Genomic DNA, 15,975 nt, shown 5'->3' on the forward strand with positions numbered 1-15,975 from the left:
CGGCCTGCTTGGTCGCGGTGCGTGTGTGGTTCACGAGGATCGTCCTTCCGGTCGCAGGAGGGGCGGGTGGAGGGCCGTGGCCTCGCCCGCCCGGTAGAGAGCGGCCGGTTTCCCCCGTCCGCCGGTGAGGCGCGGAGGTCCTTCCACGGCCTGGACGAAGCCGGGCGTGGTGAGGACCTTGCGCCGGAAGTTGGGGCGGTCGAGTTCGACGCCCCAGACCGTCTCGTAGACCTGCCGCAGCTCGCCGAGGGTGAACTCGGGCGGGCAGAAGGCGGTCGCGAGGCAGGTGTACTCCAGTTTGGCGCCGACCCGTTCGTGGGCGTCGGCGAGGATCCGGTCGTGGTCGAAGGCGAGGTCCCGGACGGTGTCGTACGGCAGCCACCGCGCCTGGGCCGCGTCGCCGCCACCGCGCGGCTCGGGTGGGTCGGGGACGAGCGCGGTGAAGGCGACGGAGACGACGCGCATCCTCGGGTCGCGGTCCGGCTCGCTGTAGGTGCGGAGCTGTTCGAGGTGGAGCCCGGCGACGGTGGCCTCGGACAGGCCGGTCTCCTCGACGAGTTCGCGCCGGGCGGCCCGCTCGGCGGACTCGCGGGGCAGCACGAATCCGCCGGGGAGCGCCCAGGATCCGGCGTACGGCTCCTGGCCGCGCTCGACGAGCAGGACGTGGAGGCGCTCCTCGCGGACGGTGAGGACGGCGAGGTCGGCGGTGACGGCGAAGGGTTCGAAGGCGCGCGGGTCGTAGCCCTCGGGCAGCCGGTGGCCGGTCATCGGCGCTCCGGCAGGGGGTCGGTGAGGTGCCAGCCCTCGGCGAGCAGCGCGTCCACGGCGGCGACGGCGGCCGCGAGCCGCTCCTCGTGGGGTCCGCTGAGGACGGCGGTGCGGCGGCCGGTGTGGGCGAGCTGGGTGAGGAAGCGGGCGGTCATCCAGGGCCTCAGGTGTTCCCCGTCGCGCAGTCCGTCGTCCTCGAAGTCGACGCCCCGGTGGTCGGTGAGCAGCCAGAGGTGCTGCCGGCCGAGGGCGGCGACCTCGCCGGTGGCGGGGCTCGCGGTGCCCATGTACCGCTCGTGCCAGATGGTGGTGGCGAAGGCGTCGGTGTCGCAGAAGAGGACGGGCGAGCCGTCGCGGGCGGCCTCCTCCTCCAGTTCGGCCTGGCGCTGGGCGATGACGGGGAAGTCGGAGGAGTGGAAGGCGACGTCGGCCCAGGTGGCGCCGGGGTGTTCGGCGCGGAGTTCGGCGAGCTTGAGTTCGCTGTACTCGCGGCCGTACTCCGGTACGTACCGGGTACGGGCCCAGACGCCACCGCGCCGCCGGTAGTGGTCGGTCAGGGCGAGGGCCATCGTGGTGGTGCCGGTGGACTCGGCGCCGAGGACGACGACCCGCCGGGTCAGGGCCGCCCGTACCGGCGCCTTCAGGAAGTCCCAGCAGCCGGCGGGGTCGGCGCGGACGGCGGTGCCGGAGACGGGGAAGCGGGTGCGCCCGGGGTCGACGCAGACGGATTCGGCGCCGAAGCGGCGGGCGAGTTCCTCCCCGTACGGCTCCGAGGTGAAGACGGCGTCGACGGGTTCGCGTACGGCGGACCGGAAGACGGCCATGTGGGCGTCCCACACGTCGGGGTCGTGGAGGTCGACGGGGATGTCGTCGACGGCGCCCACGACGAGGGCGTCGGGGTGGATCTCGCGCATCCAGGCGACGCGCTCCTCGAGCGGGACGGACTCGACGGAGGAGGCGCAGACGAGGACGGTGAGGCGCTCGCAGCGGGCGAGCGCGGTCTCGACGAGATGGTGATGGCCGGCGTGCGGCGGATAGAACTTGCCGAGGACCAGGCCGTGTCCGTGGCGCTTCATGCCGCCGCCCCCACCGGGACGGCCCGCCGGGCGTCGAGGTCCTTGGTCCAGCCGCGCAGGCCGAGGACGCAGAGCGTCATGAAGCCGACGTACAGCAGGGAGGTCAGGTACAGCTCCTTGTGGGCGTACAGCGGTACGTAGATCACGTCGGCGGCGATCCACAGCCACCAGGACTCCAGACGCTTGCGGCACTGGCCGTACGTCGCCATGAGGGAGAGCGCGGTCGTCAGGGCGTCCCAGAAGGGGACGGTCGAGTCGGTGGCGCGGTCGAGCAGCAGGGTGAGGGCGAGGGTCCCCACCACCCCCGCCGTGATCAGCCACGTCCACTCGGTGCGCGTGGTGCGGCGCACCGGGAGGGCGTCGGAGCCTGGTCCACCCCCGTGGGTCCAGGTCCACCAGCCGTACACGGCGAGGGTGATGAAGACGATCTGGAGGCCGGCGTCGGCGTAGAGCCCCGCCTGCGTGAAGAGCAGGACGAAGAACAGGTTGTTGGCGATGCCGATCGGCCAGTTCGCGAGGTGCTGGCGGGCGACCAGCCAGACGCAGAGCGCTCCGCTGCCGAAGCCCAGGACCTCGGCCCAGCTGACCGGGGTGTCCAGGACGGTGAAGAGCGGCTGCTGCAGGGGTTCGAGGATGCTCGCGAGGCTCACGCCCGCCTCCTTAAGAGTCATGTTGACTATAAAGGGGGTCGGGCCCCGGCCACAAGCCCGAAAAGCGGGGCCGGGGAGACGGAGAAGCCCGTGACCGCCGGGCGGTCACGGGCTTCTCCGTCTGTCTCTCGGTCGGTGGGGCAGAGCCCTACATGCCGACTTCCTTCATCAGCATGCCGACCTCCGTGTTGGTCAGGCGGCGCAGCCAGCCCGACTTCTGGTCGCCCAGGGCGATCGGGCCGAACGCGGTCCGGACCAGCTTCTCGACGGGGAAGCCCGCCTCGGCCAGCATGCGGCGCACGATGTGCTTGCGGCCCTCGTGCAGCGTGACCTCGACCAGGTAGTTCTTGCCGGTCTGCTCGACCACGCGGAAGTGGTCGGCGCGCGCGTAGCCGTCCTCCAGCTGGATGCCGTCCTTGAGCCGCTTGCCGACCTCGCGGGGCAGCGGGCCGGTGATGGCGGCCAGGTACGTCTTCTTCACGCCGTACTTCGGGTGCGTGAGGCGGTGGGCCAGCTCACCGTGGTTGGTGAGCAGGATGATGCCCTCGGTCTCCGTGTCGAGCCGGCCGACGTGGAACAGCCGGGTCTCACGGTTGTTGACGTAGTCGCCGAGGCACTGGCGGCCGTCCGGGTCCTCCATGGTGGAGACGACACCCGCCGGCTTGTTCAGCGCGAAGAACAGGTACGACTGGGTGGCGACGGTCAGGCCGTCCACCTTGATCTCGTCCTTCTCCGGGTCGACGCGCTTGCCCTGCTCCAGGACGATCTCGCCGTTGACCTCGACGCGGGCCTGCTCGACGAGCTCCTCGCAGGCGCGGCGCGAACCCATGCCGGCACGGGCGAGGACCTTCTGCAGCCGCTCGCCCTCCTGCTCGGCGCCGGGGAAGGTCTTCGGGGTCTTGATCTCGGGCCGGTTCTCGTACCGCTCCCGGTTGCGCTGCTCGATCTTGGCGTCGAGCTCGCGCGAGCGGGCCGGGGCCTGCCGCTGCCCGTGCGGGCCGCGACGGGGCGGCGTACCGCCCTGGGGGGCCTTGGGGCCGCCCTTGGCGCCGCCGCGCGCCGAGGCGCCGCGACCCTTCTTCGGGGCCTCGGAGGGGCCGCTCACGTCGTAGGAGCGCTCCTCGGGGCGAGGCCGGCGCGGGTTGCTCGGGCGCTGGTCGTCGCGGCCGCCGCCACCGGCACCCCGGTAGCCACCGCCACCGGAGCCGGAGCCGCCGCCGCGGTACCCGCCGCCACCGCCGGAGCCGCTGCCGCCACCGGAGCCGCTGCCACCCCGGTAGCCACCGCCACCGGAGCCGCTGCCGCCACCGGAGCCCCGGTAACCGCCACCGCCGCCGCTGCCGCCGCTGCCACCGGAGCCGCGGTAGCCACCGCCACCGCCGCCACCGCCGCTGCCACCGCGACCGCCACCGCTGCTGCCGCCGCGGCCGCCGCTGTTGCCACCACGGCTCCCGCCGTTGTTTCCGCTGCTGTTCCTGCCGCTGCTGCTTCGCATCAAACTTCCGTCTTGTCGTCGTCCTCACGATCCGGTGCATCCGGATCGAACGACGGAACGCCCTCCAGTGAGTCCGGCTCGACCGCCTCCGCCTCGGGGAGGAAGGGCGCGAGCTCGGGGAGCTCGTCCAGGCCGCGCAGGCCCATCCGCTCCAGGAAGTAGTTCGTCGTCCTGTACAGGATCGCACCTGTTTCGGGTTCCGCGCCCGTCTCCTCCACCAGACCCCGCTGGAGGAGGGTCCGCATCACGCCGTCGCAGTTCACCCCGCGGACCGCGGAGACCCTGGAACGGCTGACCGGCTGGCGGTACGCGACGACCGCGAGGGTCTCGAGGGCCGCCTGGGTGAGCCGGGCCTGCTGCCCCTCCAGGACGAAGGCCTCGACGGCCGGTGCGTACGCGGCGCGGGTGTAGTAGCGCCAGCCCCCGGCCACCCGTCGCAGCTCGAAGCCGCGGCCCTGGGCGGTGTACTCGTCGGCGAGCTCGCGCAGGGCGTCGGCCACCTCGCGGGGGGTGCGCTCCAGGACCTTGGCCAGATGGGCCTCGGTAGCGGGTTCGTCGACGACCATGAGGACGGCTTCGAGGGCGGGCCTGAGGTCGCTCACCGCGGAGCCTCCGTTTCTCGCTCGGGTACCTGGTCGAACTCGTCGGTGACGCGGGTCTCACCGTCCCCGCCGGTCCAGGAGACCGTGAGGTCCCCCAGGGCGGTCTCCTGGTCGAGGGCGACCGCCTTCTCCCGGTAGAGCTCCAGGAGGGCCAGGAAGCGGGCGACGACGGTGAGGGTGTCGTCGCCCACGTCCTCGATCAGCTCCCGGAAGAGCGCGGTCCCGCGCTCTCTCAGCAGCGCGACGACCACGTCGGCCTGCTCGCGCACGCTGACGAGCGGGGCGTGGATGTGGTCGACGTACACCTGGGGCTCGGGCTTCGGCTGCATGGCCTTGACGGCCAGCCTGGCGAAGCCCTCTGCGCCGATGGAGATGACCACCTCGGGGAGCAGCTCGGCGTGGTGCGGTTCGAGTCCGACGGTACGGGGGTGCCGGCGCCCCTCGGTCTCCCAGCGCTCCTCGAAGATGGCTGCGATGCGCTTGTACGCCCGGTACTGGAGGAGCCGGGCGAAGAGCAGGTCGCGGGCCTCCAGGAGGGCGAGGTCCGCCTCGTCCTCCACCTCGGCGGCGGGCAGCAGCCGGGCGGCCTTGAGGTCGAGCAGGGTGGCGGCGACGACCAGGAACTCCGTGGTCTGGTCGAGGTCCCCGTCGGGCCCGAGGGCGCGCAGATGCGCCATGAACTCGTCGGTGACCTGGGAGAGGGCGACCTCGGTGACGTCGAGCTTGTGCTTGGTGATCAGCTGGAGCAGCAGATCGAAGGGCCCCTCGAAGTTCGAGAGCCGCACGGTGAACCGCCCACCGCCGGCGTCAGGCGGGGCGCCCTCGGCGGTGCCGGCCGCGCGCGGACCCTCGGCCGTGTCGACCGAGCCCGCCGTCTCAGCCGTGCCGACCGTCTCGGCCGTGCCGGGAGCCTCGCCCGGGCCGACCGTGCCCACCGTCCTGGACGTGCCGAGCGTCTCGGCCGTGCCGTCGTCGGCCGGTGACGCGCCGCCGCCGTCCTCACCGGGCCCGACGTCCACACGGCCGTCGGCGTCCCCGGCGCCGTCCTCGCGCCCGTCTGCCTGTTCGTGCCGGCCGTCGGCCTCCGGGCCGGGGCCGCGATCGACCGGGGGCCCGGGGTCGGGGCCGGTGGCACCCGCCTCGGGGCCGTCCCCCGCCTCCTCGCCCGGCCCCCGCCCCAGGACGCGGCGGCGCGGCGGGCGGGACGTTTCGTCGGAGGCGTGGTGCATGGAGGTCCAGGGGGAACGAGGAGCGTGGCAGCCCGCAGGCTACCGTCAGCGGCCGCGCAGGCGGCGGACGAGGATGCTCGCGTCGCCGCGGGACTCCAGGTCCGCCAGGACGACCGCGACGGCCTCCCGGACGATCCGGCCGCGGTCGACGGCGAGCCCGTGCTCACCGCGCAGCACGAGCCGGGCGTGCTCCAGGTCCATCAGCTCCTCGGCGGAGACGTAGACCGTGATCTTCTCGTCGTGGCGCTCGCGACCGCTGGGCCGCCGGTTCGGGGTGCGGCCACCGCGCCGCCGCGCCGCCGGGGCGGGTACGGCGGCGGAGGGCGCGGCCTTGGAGGCGGCGCTCTCGGCCTCCGCCGTCCGGGCGCGCGGTTCCGCGGCCTCGGAGTCCGCCGCCGCGTGCTCCGCGGAGCCGGAGCCCTCGGCCGCCTGCGCGGCGCTCTCGCCCGCCGGTGCCGGGACGGCCCGGCGGGGTGCGGACGCCTGCAGCGCCGTCCCCCCGGTCGTACGGAAGAGTTCGTCGGCGCCGGGCAGACTCACTCGGCGTGACACCGGGCGAGCACCTCCCTGGCGAGCTGGCGGTAGGCGGCGGCGCCCACGGAGTTGGAGGCGTACGTGGTGATGGGCTCGCCGGCGACGGTGGTCTCCGGGAAGCGCACGGTCCGTCCGATGACCGTGTGGTACACGTGGTCGTCGAAGGCCTCGACGACGCGCGCGAGGACCTCACGGCTGTGCACGGTCCGCGAGTCGTACATCGTGGCGAGGATGCCGTCGAGCTCCAGCTCGGGGTTGAGCCGCTCCTGGACCTTCTCGATGGTCTCGGTCAGCAGGGCCACGCCGCGCAGGGCGAAGAACTCGCACTCCAGCGGCACGATCACCTTGTGAGCCGCCGTCAGGGCGTTCACGGTCAGCAGGCCGAGCGAGGGCTGACAGTCGATCACGATGTAGTCGTAGTCGTTCATCAGCGGCTTCAGGGCGCGCTGGAGCGTCGACTCCCGCGCGACCTCGCTGACGAGCTGGACTTCGGCGGCCGAGAGGTCGATGTTGCTCGGCAGCAGGTCCATGTTGGGCACGGCGGTCTTGAGGAGCACCTCGTCCGCCGACATGCCCCGCTCCATGAGCAGGTTGTAGACGGTGAGGTCGAGCTCCATCGGGTTCACGCCGAGGCCGACCGACAGGGCTCCCTGCGGGTCGAAGTCGACGAGCAGCACCCGTCGTCCGTACTCCGCGAGCGCGGCACCCAGGTTGATGGTCGACGTGGTCTTGCCGACGCCGCCCTTCTGGTTGCACATCGCGATGATCTTCGCGGGGCCGTGGTCGGTCAGTGGACCCGGGATCGGGAAGTACGGCAGCGGCCGTCCGGTGGGGCCGATCCGCTCGCGGCGCTGGCGGGCAGCGTCGGGTGCGAGGGTGGCCGCGTACTCCGGGTCGGGCTCGTACTCGGCGTCGGGGTCGTAGAAGTGCCCCTCGGGCACCTCGTCGTAGGCGGCGAAGTGGGTGGACTCTCGGCCCATCTCGTTGCCGGCCGTGGCGTTCACGTGTAGGCCGTCCATCGTCTTCATCGTGTGGGCTGTCGTCATGGGCTGGTGCGTCGCGAAGGTCCGCACCGCGACGGAGCCGATCGGAGCACCTGGCGCACCGCTCCCGGGAGTAATTGTCGACTCATTCACAAGTCGTCTTACCTCCTTGGATGTCACCAGGAACATTTATCGATAGGTCAGCGTGGCACCATGCCGACGGTTGGCGACTCTATGGCGTGTCACCGGTCCGCAGCAACACAATCCGCCGGACCCGGCCCGATGTGTCGGCAACCGAACACCTCTCTGTCAAGGGTGCGCAGGCATGCATCCACACGTTTCAGGGGTGTGCGAAACGGTTAAACAGTTACGTTCGAGGCGAGTTGGCCGAACGTTTCGCCGGGTCCGGACACACGTCCGGCCGGACCTTGTCGAACAAGGTCCGGCCGGTGCGCGGATTGACGGCACGCGTTGACGGCGACGCCTCGGGGGGTCAGCCCAGGAGGCTGCTCAGCTCCACGTGCTCGAGGCCGTGCGCCTCGGCGACCTCCTTGTAAACCACCTTGCCGTCATGGGTGTTGAGGCCCAGACCGAGCGCGGCGTCACGGCGCAGCGCCTCGACCCAGCCGTTGTTCGCCAGCGACACGATGTAGGGCAGCGTGGCGTTGGTGAGGGCGTAGGTGGAGGTGTTCGGGACCGCGCCCGGCATGTTGGCGACGCAGTAGAAGACCGAGTTGTGGACCTGGAAGGTCGGCTCGGCGTGGGTGGTCGGGTGGGAGTCCTCGAAGCAGCCGCCCTGGTCGATCGCGATGTCGACAAGGACACTTCCGGGCTTCATCTTGGCGACGAGCTCGTTGGTGACCAGCTTCGGGGCCTTGGCGCCCGGGATGAGGACGGCGCCGATGACGAGGTCGGCCTCGACGACGGCCTTCTCCAGCTCGAAGGCGTTGGAGACGATCGTCTTCACCTTGGTGCCGAAGATCTTGTCGGCCTCGCGGAGCTTGTTGATGTCACGGTCGAGCAGGGTCACGTGGAAGCCCATGCCGACGGCGATCTGGGTGGCGTTCCAGCCGGAGACGCCACCGCCGATGACGACGCACTCGCCGGCGTGGGTGCCGGGGACGCCGCCGGGGAGGACGCCGCGGCCGCCGACCGAACGCATCAGGTGGTACGCGCCGACCTGCGGGGCCAGGCGGCCCGCGACCTCGGACATCGGGGCGAGCAGCGGAAGGGCGCGGCCCGCGGTCTCGACGGTCTCGTACGCGATGGCGGTCGTGCCCGACGCGAGCAGCGCGTCCGTGCACTCCTTGGACGCGGCGAGGTGCAGGTAGGTGAAGAGCGTCTGGTCCTTGCGGAGGCGGTGGTACTCCTCCGCGATCGGCTCCTTGACCTTGAGCAGCAGGTCGGCGATGGCCCAGACCTCGTCGGCGGTGGGGAGGATCTCGGCGCCGGCGGCGACGTACTCCCCGTCCGTGATCGAGGAGCCGACACCGGCGTTCTGCTCGATGAAGACCTGGTGGCCGTGGCGGACGAGCTCGTGGACACCGGCAGGGGTGATGGCCACGCGGAACTCGTTGTTCTTGACCTCGCGGGGGATGCCGACCTTCATCGTCGATCACGGTCCTTGAATCAGGGAGGGATATCTGGGGCACTGCGATACATACCCGGCCACACTGCGGCACACCAGGGCAGACCACGTTCGAACGCGGCGCACCCAGTCTAATGAAGGAGTTCCCCCTGTCTAGCCTTTCAAAGTACTAATCTTCGACGAACCCACTGCGGATTTCGTAGGCGGATCTTGCTGTTTCCAGCAGTCTCTCGGCTGCGGCCCGGTGCAGACCGGCCGCCGCCGGGTCCCCCAGCCGGTCGAGGGTGTCGGCCAGCCGGAGCTGCAGCGCGGCCTGGAGCCGGGTGTCCTTGGCCCGCCGGGCCCACTCCACCGCCTCCTCACAGGTCCGCAGGGACTCCTCGGGCCGTCCCGCGTACTCCTGGACCCGGGCGGCCTCGCTCAACGCCCGCGCGTAGCCCGGGAGATCGGCGAGCCGTCGGTAGCCGGCCGCCGCCGCGCGCCAGTTCCGCAGGGCCTCGCCGTACCGGCCCGCATAGGTCTGTACGGCGCCGAGACGGGCGTAGAGCCGGGCCTGGTCCGCCCGCTCGTCCCGGGCCAGGCGCTGGGCGAGCGCCCGCCCGTACCAGTCACCGGCCCGCTGCCAGTCGCCGAGCTCCTGATAGGAGCCACCTACGGATTCCATCGCGCGACCGGTCGCATACGGATCATTTGCTGCGCGTCCGGCATCCAAAGCCGACCGATATCGCAGAAGTGCGTCCTTCGTCCTGCCGGTCCTGGCATCGAGATCGGCCAGGTTCAGCAGGGCGGCGGCCCGCTCCCGGTGCAGCCCCCGCCGCTCGGCCACGTCCAGGACCAGCTGGTGCAGTCCGTACAGCTCGGGCGCGGCCGCCTCGGCGCCCCGGTGCGCGGCGAGCGCCCGGACCAGGGACGCCACCAGGCGGCGTGCGAGGGTGTCCAGCTCTCCGTCGGCGACGGCGAGCCGGGCCGAGGCGAGGAGGACGGGCTGCCGGGACCGCAGCCAGAGGCCCGCGGCGGCCGCGTTCGGGAAGCGCAGGGCGCGCGGCAGGCCGGCCAGCTTCCGGCGCGCGGGCGAGCCCTCGGGCTCGGTGACCGCACGGCAGGACTGGAGGAGCCGTACGGTCCGCTCCAGCATCCGGGCCCGCGCGAGCTGCACCTCCGCGGGCCGGTCGCTCTCCTCCAGGCGGGTGCGCAGGAGGGGGACGAGATGGCCGGGCACCTCGTACTGTCCGTCCTCCCCGCCCGAGACGAGCCCCAGGGCGGCGAAGTCGGCGAGGGTGGTCTCGGCGGCCGAGACCGAGCAGCCGGCCAGGGCGGACGCGGTGTGGGCGTCGGCCCGGCCCAGCGGGGCGAGGGACAGGTAGCGCAGTATCCGGGCGGCGGTGGCGGGCAGCGCCTCGTGGGCGAGCAGGAAGCTCCGGGTGAGCGGGTCGCCGCCGAGCCCGTGCAGCCGCTTGGCGAGGTCGGCGACGGAGGCCTTGGGGTTGCGGGAGAGCCAGCCGCCGGCGAGGACGACCGCGCCGGGCAGGCCGCCGCACTCCTCGACGAGGGTCTCGGCCGCCTGGGGGTCGACGGTGATGCGGACGGAGCCGGTGAAGGCGGTGAGCAGCTCGATGGCGGACTTGGGGTCGAGCCCGCCGAGCGTGCAGGGGCGTACGTCGGCGATGCCGGTGAGCGGGCCCCGGGCGACGCCCACCACCAGGACGTCGGGGTTGTCGGGGATCAGCGGGTCCGCCTGTGCGGCGTCCACGGCGTCGTCGAGGATCAGGACGGCCCGGCGTTCGGCGAGAGCGCCCCGGACCAGTTCGGTCAGCTCGTCCTCGGCGGCGCCGGGGGGTTCGGCGACACCGAGGACGGCGAGGAGTTCCTGCGCGACGCGGGCGGTGGGCACGGGGGCGCCGCAGGGCTCGGTGAGCCGGGCCCGGAAGATCCCGTCGGGGTAGCGGTCGGCGAGCCCCGCGGCCAGTTCCTCGGCGAGCGCGGTCCGTCCGGAGCCGGGCTTGCCCGCGATGAGCAGGACCCGGGCGCGGGGCGCCTTGCGGCCGGTGAGGGTGTCGAGGCCGGTCCGCTCGATGTCGGCGCGCAGGGCTTTCAACTCCCGCTGCCGGCCGAAGAACTGTCGACTGCCGGCCGCCGCCACCGCCTGATCCGTCACGGGCCACGCTCCCGTCCACCTGCGCACGAGCCGATCCCGCGGGGGTCTCCGCACGGGCGATTCCGAGCGTAGTTCAGGGCACGACACGGACCCGGCGGAGCAGGGCGGGCACGTCCCCCGATCGGATCAGCAGATGGTCATACCGCCCCACCCCACCGGGCGCATCGAGCCCGCCCGGGCTACGCCTCGAAGGGCCGGGCCGGCCAGGGCGCCTCCGCCGGCCGCAGCGCGTCGAGCCCCTCCCCCGCCCGCGCGGCGGCCAGCGACAGGACCCCGACCACGAGGCAGTTGTTGTGGAGTTCACCCGCGAGGACCCCGCGCACGAGGTCGGCGACCGGAACGCGCGCCAGCTCCATGTCGGCCTCCTCCTCCGCGACCGCGAAGCGCTCCCCCTCCGCCTCCGCCAGATCGCGCGCCAGGAAGATCCGTACCGCCTCGTCGCAGCCGCCCGGCGTCGTGTAGACGTCGGTCAGGACCCGCCAGTCCCCGGCCTTGACGTGCGCCTCCTCGTACAGCTCGCGCTGGGCGGCGTGCAGCGGGTTCTCGCCGGGTACGTCGAGGAGCCCCGCCGGGATCTCCCAGAGCTTCTGCCGCACCGGGTGCCGGTACTGCTTGAGGAGCAGGACCCGGTCCTCCTCGTCGAGGGCCAGGACGGCCACCGAGCCGGGGTGGACCTGGTAGTCGCGGCGCGCGACCGTGCCGTCCGGCATGACCACGTCGTCCGTGCGGACGCTCGTCTTGTTCCCCTGGAACGGGATCGCCGTGTCGACGACCCGCCACTCCTCCGGGGTGTCCTGCAACTCCATCTGCGTCCTCCCACATACGAAAGCCGGGGCACGCGCCCCTGAGAGGGACCCGTACCCCGGCAACGTTAACGCGCCGTCCTACTTCGCCGTCTTGCGCTCCACGGCCGCCTTGACCAGGCCCGCGAAGAGCGGGTGCGGGCGGGTCGGGCGCGAGCGGAGCTCCGGGTGCGCCTGGGTGGCGACCAGGTAGGGGTGGATCTCGCGCGGGTACTCGACGTACTCGACGAGCTTGTTGTCCGGGGAGGTGCCGGAGAAGACCAGACCGGCCTTCTTCTCCAGCTCCGCGCGGTAGGCGTTGTTCACCTCGTAGCGGTGACGGTGACGCTCGTCCACGTACGGCTGGTCTTCGTAGACCTCGCGGACGATCGAACCCTCGGCGAGCTTCGCCGGGTACAGGCCCAGGCGCATCGTTCCGCCCAGGTCGCCGGCGCCCTCGACGTACGCGAGCTGCTCCTCCATCGTCGAGACGACGGGGTGCGCGGTGGCCGGGTCGAACTCGGTGGAGTTGGCCTCGGGGATGCCGGCCAGGTTCCGGGCCGCCTCGATGACGATGCACTGCAGGCCGAGGCAGATGCCGAGCAGCGGCACCTTGTTCTCGCGGGCGTACTGGATCGCGCCGACCTTGCCGCTCACACCGCGGTCGCCGAAGCCGCCGGGGATGAGGACCGCGTCGACGTCGCCGAGCTGCTTCTCCGCGCCGGCCGGGGTCTTGCAGTCGTCGGAGGTGACCCACTTGACCTTGACCCGCGCCTTGTTGGCGAAGCCGCCGGCCCGCATGGCCTCGGTGACCGAGAGGTAGGCGTCGGGCAGGTCGATGTACTTGCCGACGAGCGCGACGGTGACCTCGTGCTCCGGGTTGTGGACGCGGTCCAGGAGGTCCTCCCAGACGGTCCAGTCCACGTCGCGGAAGGGCAGGTCGAGCTTGCGGACGACGTAGGCGTCCAGGCCCTCGGTGTGCAGCACCTTCGGGATGTCGTAGATCGACTTGGCGTCGATGGCGGCGACCACCGCGGCCTCGTCGACGTCGCACATCAGCGAGATCTTGCGCTTGATGGCGGTCGGGACGTCCCGGTCGGCGCGCAGCACGATGGCGTCGGGCTGGATGCCGATGTTCCGCAGGGCGGCGACGGAGTGCTGGGTCGGCTTGGTCTTCAGCTCGCCGGAGGGGCCGATGTAGGGCAGCAGCGAGATGTGCACGACGAAGACGTTGTCGCGGCCGACCTCGTGGCGGACCTGACGGACGGTCTCCAGGAACGGCAGCGACTCGATGTCGCCGACCGTGCCGCCGACCTCGGTGATGACGACGTCCACGTCGTCGGTCGCCATGCGGCGGATCCGGGACTTGATCTCGTTGGTGATGTGCGGGATGACCTGCACGGTGTCACCGAGGTACTCGCCGCGCCGCTCCTTGGCGATGACCTGCGAGTAGACCTGGCCGGTGGTGACGTTGGCCGAGCCGTCGAGGTCGACGTCGAGGAAGCGCTCGTAGTGGCCGATGTCCAGGTCGGTCTCGGCGCCGTCGTTGGTGACGAACACCTCGCCGTGCTGGAAGGGGTTCATCGTGCCCGGGTCGACGTTCAGGTACGGGTCGAGCTTCTGCATCGTGACCCGAAGGCCCCGGGCCTTGAGGAGCGCACCCAGGCTGGAGGCGGTCAGGCCCTTGCCGAGGGAGGAGGCGACACCCCCGGTGACGAAGATGTGCTTGGTCGTCGTGGTTTTGGGCGGCATCGCCAAGAGGGGGCTCCCGTGGTCGCGTTCTGGAGGTGCGTACCGGCGTGCCCTCCGGAAGAATCGGGGGGTGCCGTCGCTGCGGTTTCGGGGTCCTCGGCTGTCGCCGTTTCCCACCGGTCCACGGGGTACCAGGGTATCAGCGACATCGGGAGACCGCTTCCGGCCACACGCGGCAGTCGGGTGTACACGGACGGCGACGCGCGGGCGGGGCGAACCCTCCCGACGGAAAGGGGGCACCCTCTGATCAGCGACAGGACGGACCACACTTGGCAACGGGACACAGGGAGTAGGGCTCATTCACCCGTTCGGAGTAGCGTCGTCCCCGGGGTGATCACCGGGTCACTAGGGTGCGACGTATCCTGCTCGGACATTGCCCGCCGAGCCGGCCGGCCAGCGGCACCACCCCGCCCGTCATCCGGACCAAGAGCTCGTCGAAGACCCCTTGACCGCTGACACAAGCAGACCCGGCTGACACACACGGCCGGATCATCTGAGCAAGCGCCCCGCGGGGCGGACGTGGCCGTTCGACTGGAGTGAAGCACGTGGCCGGGCGCATCGAGGATTACGCACTCATCGGAGACATGCAGACCGCCGCACTGGTCTGCCGCGACGGCAGCGTCGACTGGCTGTGTCTCCCCCGCTTCGACTCGCACGCGATCTTCGCCGGGCTGCTCGGCACCGAGGAACACGGATTCTGGCGGGTGGGCCCCGCCGGTCCCGCCGACGCCGAACCGCCCGCGGCCGACCGGCGCCGCTACCGCGGCGACTCGCTGATCCTGGAGTCCGAGTGGGACACCCCGCGCGGCACGGTCCGGGTGACGGACTTCATGCCCCCGCGGGACGGCGCGCCGCAGCTCATCCGGATCGTGGAGGGCGTCTCCGGCCGGGTGCGGATGCGGTCGGCGCTGCGGATGCGGTTCAGCTACGGCCGGATCGTGCCCTGGGTGCACAAGGTCGGCGACCGCACGGTCGCCGTCGCCGGACCCGACTCGGTGTGGCTGGACGCGGACGCCGAGACCCACGGCAAGGACCTGACCACGTACTCCGAGTTCACCGTGAACCCCGGTGACCGGATCACCTTCACGCTGTCCTGGCAGCCCTCCCACCGCGAGCCGCCGGCGCTGCCGGACCCCGAGGGCTCCCTGGAGGCGACCGCCGACTTCTGGCGCGAGTGGGTCGAGCACTGCACGTACCACGGCCCCTACCGGGAGGCGGTGATCCGCTCCCTGATCACCCTGAAGGCGCTGACGTACGCGCCGACCGGCGGCATCGTGGCCGCGCCGACCACCTCGCTGCCCGAGGAGATCGGCGGCGTCCGCAACTGGGACTACCGCTACACCTGGCTGCGGGACGCGGCGATCACCCTCTCCTCGATGCTCCGCACCGGCTACCGCGAGGAGGCCCGCGCCTGGCGGGACTGGCTGCTCAGGGCGGTCGCGGGCGACCCGGAGAACCTCCAGATCATGTACGGCATCGCGGGCGAGCGCGAGCTCGGCGAGGCGGAGCTCGACTGGCTGCCGGGGTACGAGAACTCCGGTCCGGTACGCGTCGGCAACGGCGCCGCCAACCAGCTCCAGCTGGACGTCTACGGCGAGGTCACCGAGGCCCTCCACCTCGCGCACATGACGGGGCTCTCCCGCAACGACTACGCCTCGCTCCTCCAGATCAAGCTGATCAACTACCTGGAGAAGCACTGGAACCAGCCCGACGAGGGCATCTGGGAGGTGCGCGGCCCGCGCCGCCACTTCGTCCACTCCAAGGTGATGGCGTGGGTGGCCGTCGACCGCACGATCAAGCTGATCGAGTCCGGCGACGCCGACGGCCCCCTGGAGCGCTGGCACGCGCTGCGCGACGAGATCCACCGGGACGTCTGCGAGAAGGGCTACGACCAGGAGCGGAACACGTTCACGCAGTCGTACGGCTCCAAGGAGCTGGACGCCTCGCTGCTGTTGATCCCGCAGATGGGCTTCCTGCCGCCGGACGACAAGCGGGTCATCGGCACGATCGAGGCGATCCAGCGGGAGCTGTCCACGGAGGACGGGTTCGTGCTGCGCTACCCGACGGCCGGTGAGGAGGCCGGGGTCGACGGCCTGGAGGGCGACGAGGGCGCGTTCCTCGCGTGTTCCTTCTGGCTGGCGGACGACCTGGCGATGATCGGCAGGGTCGACGAGGCCCGCACCCTCTTCGAGAAGCTGCTCGCGCTCCGCAACGACCTGGGGCTGCTCGCCGAGGAGTGGGACCCGAGGCTCCAGCGGCAGGTGGGCAACTTCCCGCAGGCCTTCAGCCATGTCCCGCTGATCGACACGGCGCTGCGGCTGACGGCGAGCGGGGCATACGGCGGCTGAGGCGACGGGAGCC

General features: G+C 71.8%; 13 protein-coding genes. 1 reads left to right on the plus strand and 12 read right to left on the minus strand.

The window, feature by feature from the left end; translation table 11 throughout:
- Nucleotides 1–30: 30 nt before the first annotated feature.
- The 12 genes from AMK29_RS33765 to AMK29_RS33820 form a co-directional block, all read right to left on the minus strand.
- Complete coding sequence (locus tag AMK29_RS33765) at nt 31–768, minus strand: NUDIX hydrolase (RefSeq protein WP_073819883.1); 738 nt, start codon at nt 766–768, stop codon at nt 31–33.
- Nucleotides 765–1,844 carry an AAA family ATPase gene (locus AMK29_RS33770; protein WP_073819884.1) on the minus strand — a complete coding sequence of 360 codons (1,080 nt, stop codon included), beginning with the start codon at nt 1,842–1,844 and terminating at the stop codon, nt 765–767. The genes AMK29_RS33765 and AMK29_RS33770 overlap by 4 nt, the downstream gene beginning before the upstream one ends.
- A complete protein-coding gene (gene pnuC, locus AMK29_RS33775) occupies nt 1,841–2,494 on the minus strand; it encodes a nicotinamide riboside transporter PnuC (RefSeq protein ID WP_073819885.1) in 654 nt (217 codons plus the stop codon). The genes AMK29_RS33770 and pnuC overlap by 4 nt, the downstream gene beginning before the upstream one ends.
- A 148-nt stretch (nt 2,495–2,642) precedes the next feature.
- Nucleotides 2,643–3,989: a pseudouridine synthase gene (locus tag AMK29_RS33780; protein WP_073819886.1), complete on the minus strand. Its 1,347-nt coding sequence runs from the start codon at nt 3,987–3,989 to the stop codon at nt 2,643–2,645.
- Nucleotides 3,989–4,591, minus strand: coding sequence for an SMC-Scp complex subunit ScpB (gene scpB / locus AMK29_RS33785; protein WP_073819887.1), 603 nt, complete (start codon nt 4,589–4,591; stop codon nt 3,989–3,991). Before scpB ends, AMK29_RS33780 begins: the two co-directional genes overlap by 1 nt.
- The gene (locus AMK29_RS33790) at nt 4,588–5,820 is read right to left on the minus strand and encodes a segregation/condensation protein A (protein WP_073819888.1); all 1,233 of its coding nucleotides are present in this window, start codon (nt 5,818–5,820) and stop codon (nt 4,588–4,590) included. The genes scpB and AMK29_RS33790 overlap by 4 nt, the downstream gene beginning before the upstream one ends.
- Before the next feature lie 45 nt (nt 5,821–5,865).
- Nucleotides 5,866–6,372 carry a hypothetical protein gene (locus tag AMK29_RS33795; RefSeq protein WP_241845808.1) on the minus strand — a complete coding sequence of 169 codons (507 nt, stop codon included), beginning with the start codon at nt 6,370–6,372 and terminating at the stop codon, nt 5,866–5,868.
- Nucleotides 6,357–7,382, minus strand: coding sequence for a ParA family protein (locus AMK29_RS33800; RefSeq protein WP_030212665.1), 1,026 nt, complete (start codon nt 7,380–7,382; stop codon nt 6,357–6,359). Before AMK29_RS33800 ends, AMK29_RS33795 begins: the two co-directional genes overlap by 16 nt.
- A 448-nt stretch (nt 7,383–7,830) precedes the next feature.
- On the minus strand, nt 7,831–8,946 hold the full coding sequence (gene ald / locus AMK29_RS33805) for an alanine dehydrogenase (RefSeq protein ID WP_073819890.1): 1,116 nt from the start codon (nt 8,944–8,946) through the stop codon (nt 7,831–7,833).
- 148 nt (nt 8,947–9,094) lie between these two features.
- A complete protein-coding gene (locus AMK29_RS33810; RefSeq protein ID WP_241845809.1) occupies nt 9,095–11,080 on the minus strand; it encodes a tetratricopeptide repeat protein in 1,986 nt (661 codons plus the stop codon).
- A gap of 179 nt (nt 11,081–11,259) precedes the next feature.
- Nucleotides 11,260–11,886 (minus strand): NUDIX domain-containing protein, encoded by a 627-nt coding sequence (locus tag AMK29_RS33815; RefSeq protein ID WP_073819892.1) that lies wholly within the window; start codon nt 11,884–11,886, stop codon nt 11,260–11,262.
- 78 nt (nt 11,887–11,964) lie between these two features.
- Nucleotides 11,965–13,614 (minus strand): CTP synthase, encoded by a 1,650-nt coding sequence (locus AMK29_RS33820; protein WP_073819893.1) that lies wholly within the window; start codon nt 13,612–13,614, stop codon nt 11,965–11,967.
- A gap of 545 nt (nt 13,615–14,159) precedes the next feature.
- Here AMK29_RS33820 and AMK29_RS33825 point away from each other — a divergent pair.
- Nucleotides 14,160–15,962 (plus strand): glycoside hydrolase family 15 protein, encoded by a 1,803-nt coding sequence (locus AMK29_RS33825; protein ID WP_073819894.1) that lies wholly within the window; start codon nt 14,160–14,162, stop codon nt 15,960–15,962.
- Nucleotides 15,963–15,975 lie beyond the last annotated feature (13 nt).

Source organism: Streptomyces sp. CB02261 (genome assembly GCF_001905665.1).
Lineage (GTDB): Bacteria > Actinomycetota > Actinomycetes > Streptomycetales > Streptomycetaceae > Streptomyces.

Coding starts and splice junctions, on each gene's coding strand:
- AMK29_RS33765 (WP_073819883.1), bottom strand. CDS start 768: ATGACCGGCCACCGGCTGCCCGAGGGCTACGACCCGCGCGCCTTCGAA.
- AMK29_RS33770 (WP_073819884.1), bottom strand. CDS start 1,844: ATGAAGCGCCACGGACACGGCCTGGTCCTCGGCAAGTTCTATCCGCCG.
- AMK29_RS33780 (WP_073819886.1), bottom strand. CDS start 3,989: ATGCGAAGCAGCAGCGGCAGGAACAGCAGCGGAAACAACGGCGGGAGC.
- AMK29_RS33790 (WP_073819888.1), bottom strand. CDS start 5,820: ATGCACCACGCCTCCGACGAAACGTCCCGCCCGCCGCGCCGCCGCGTC.
- AMK29_RS33800 (WP_030212665.1), bottom strand. CDS start 7,382: ATGAAGACGATGGACGGCCTACACGTGAACGCCACGGCCGGCAACGAG.
- ald (WP_073819890.1), bottom strand. CDS start 8,946: ATGAAGGTCGGCATCCCCCGCGAGGTCAAGAACAACGAGTTCCGCGTG.
- AMK29_RS33815 (WP_073819892.1), bottom strand. CDS start 11,886: ATGGAGTTGCAGGACACCCCGGAGGAGTGGCGGGTCGTCGACACGGCG.
- AMK29_RS33820 (WP_073819893.1), bottom strand. CDS start 13,614: ATGCCGCCCAAAACCACGACGACCAAGCACATCTTCGTCACCGGGGGT.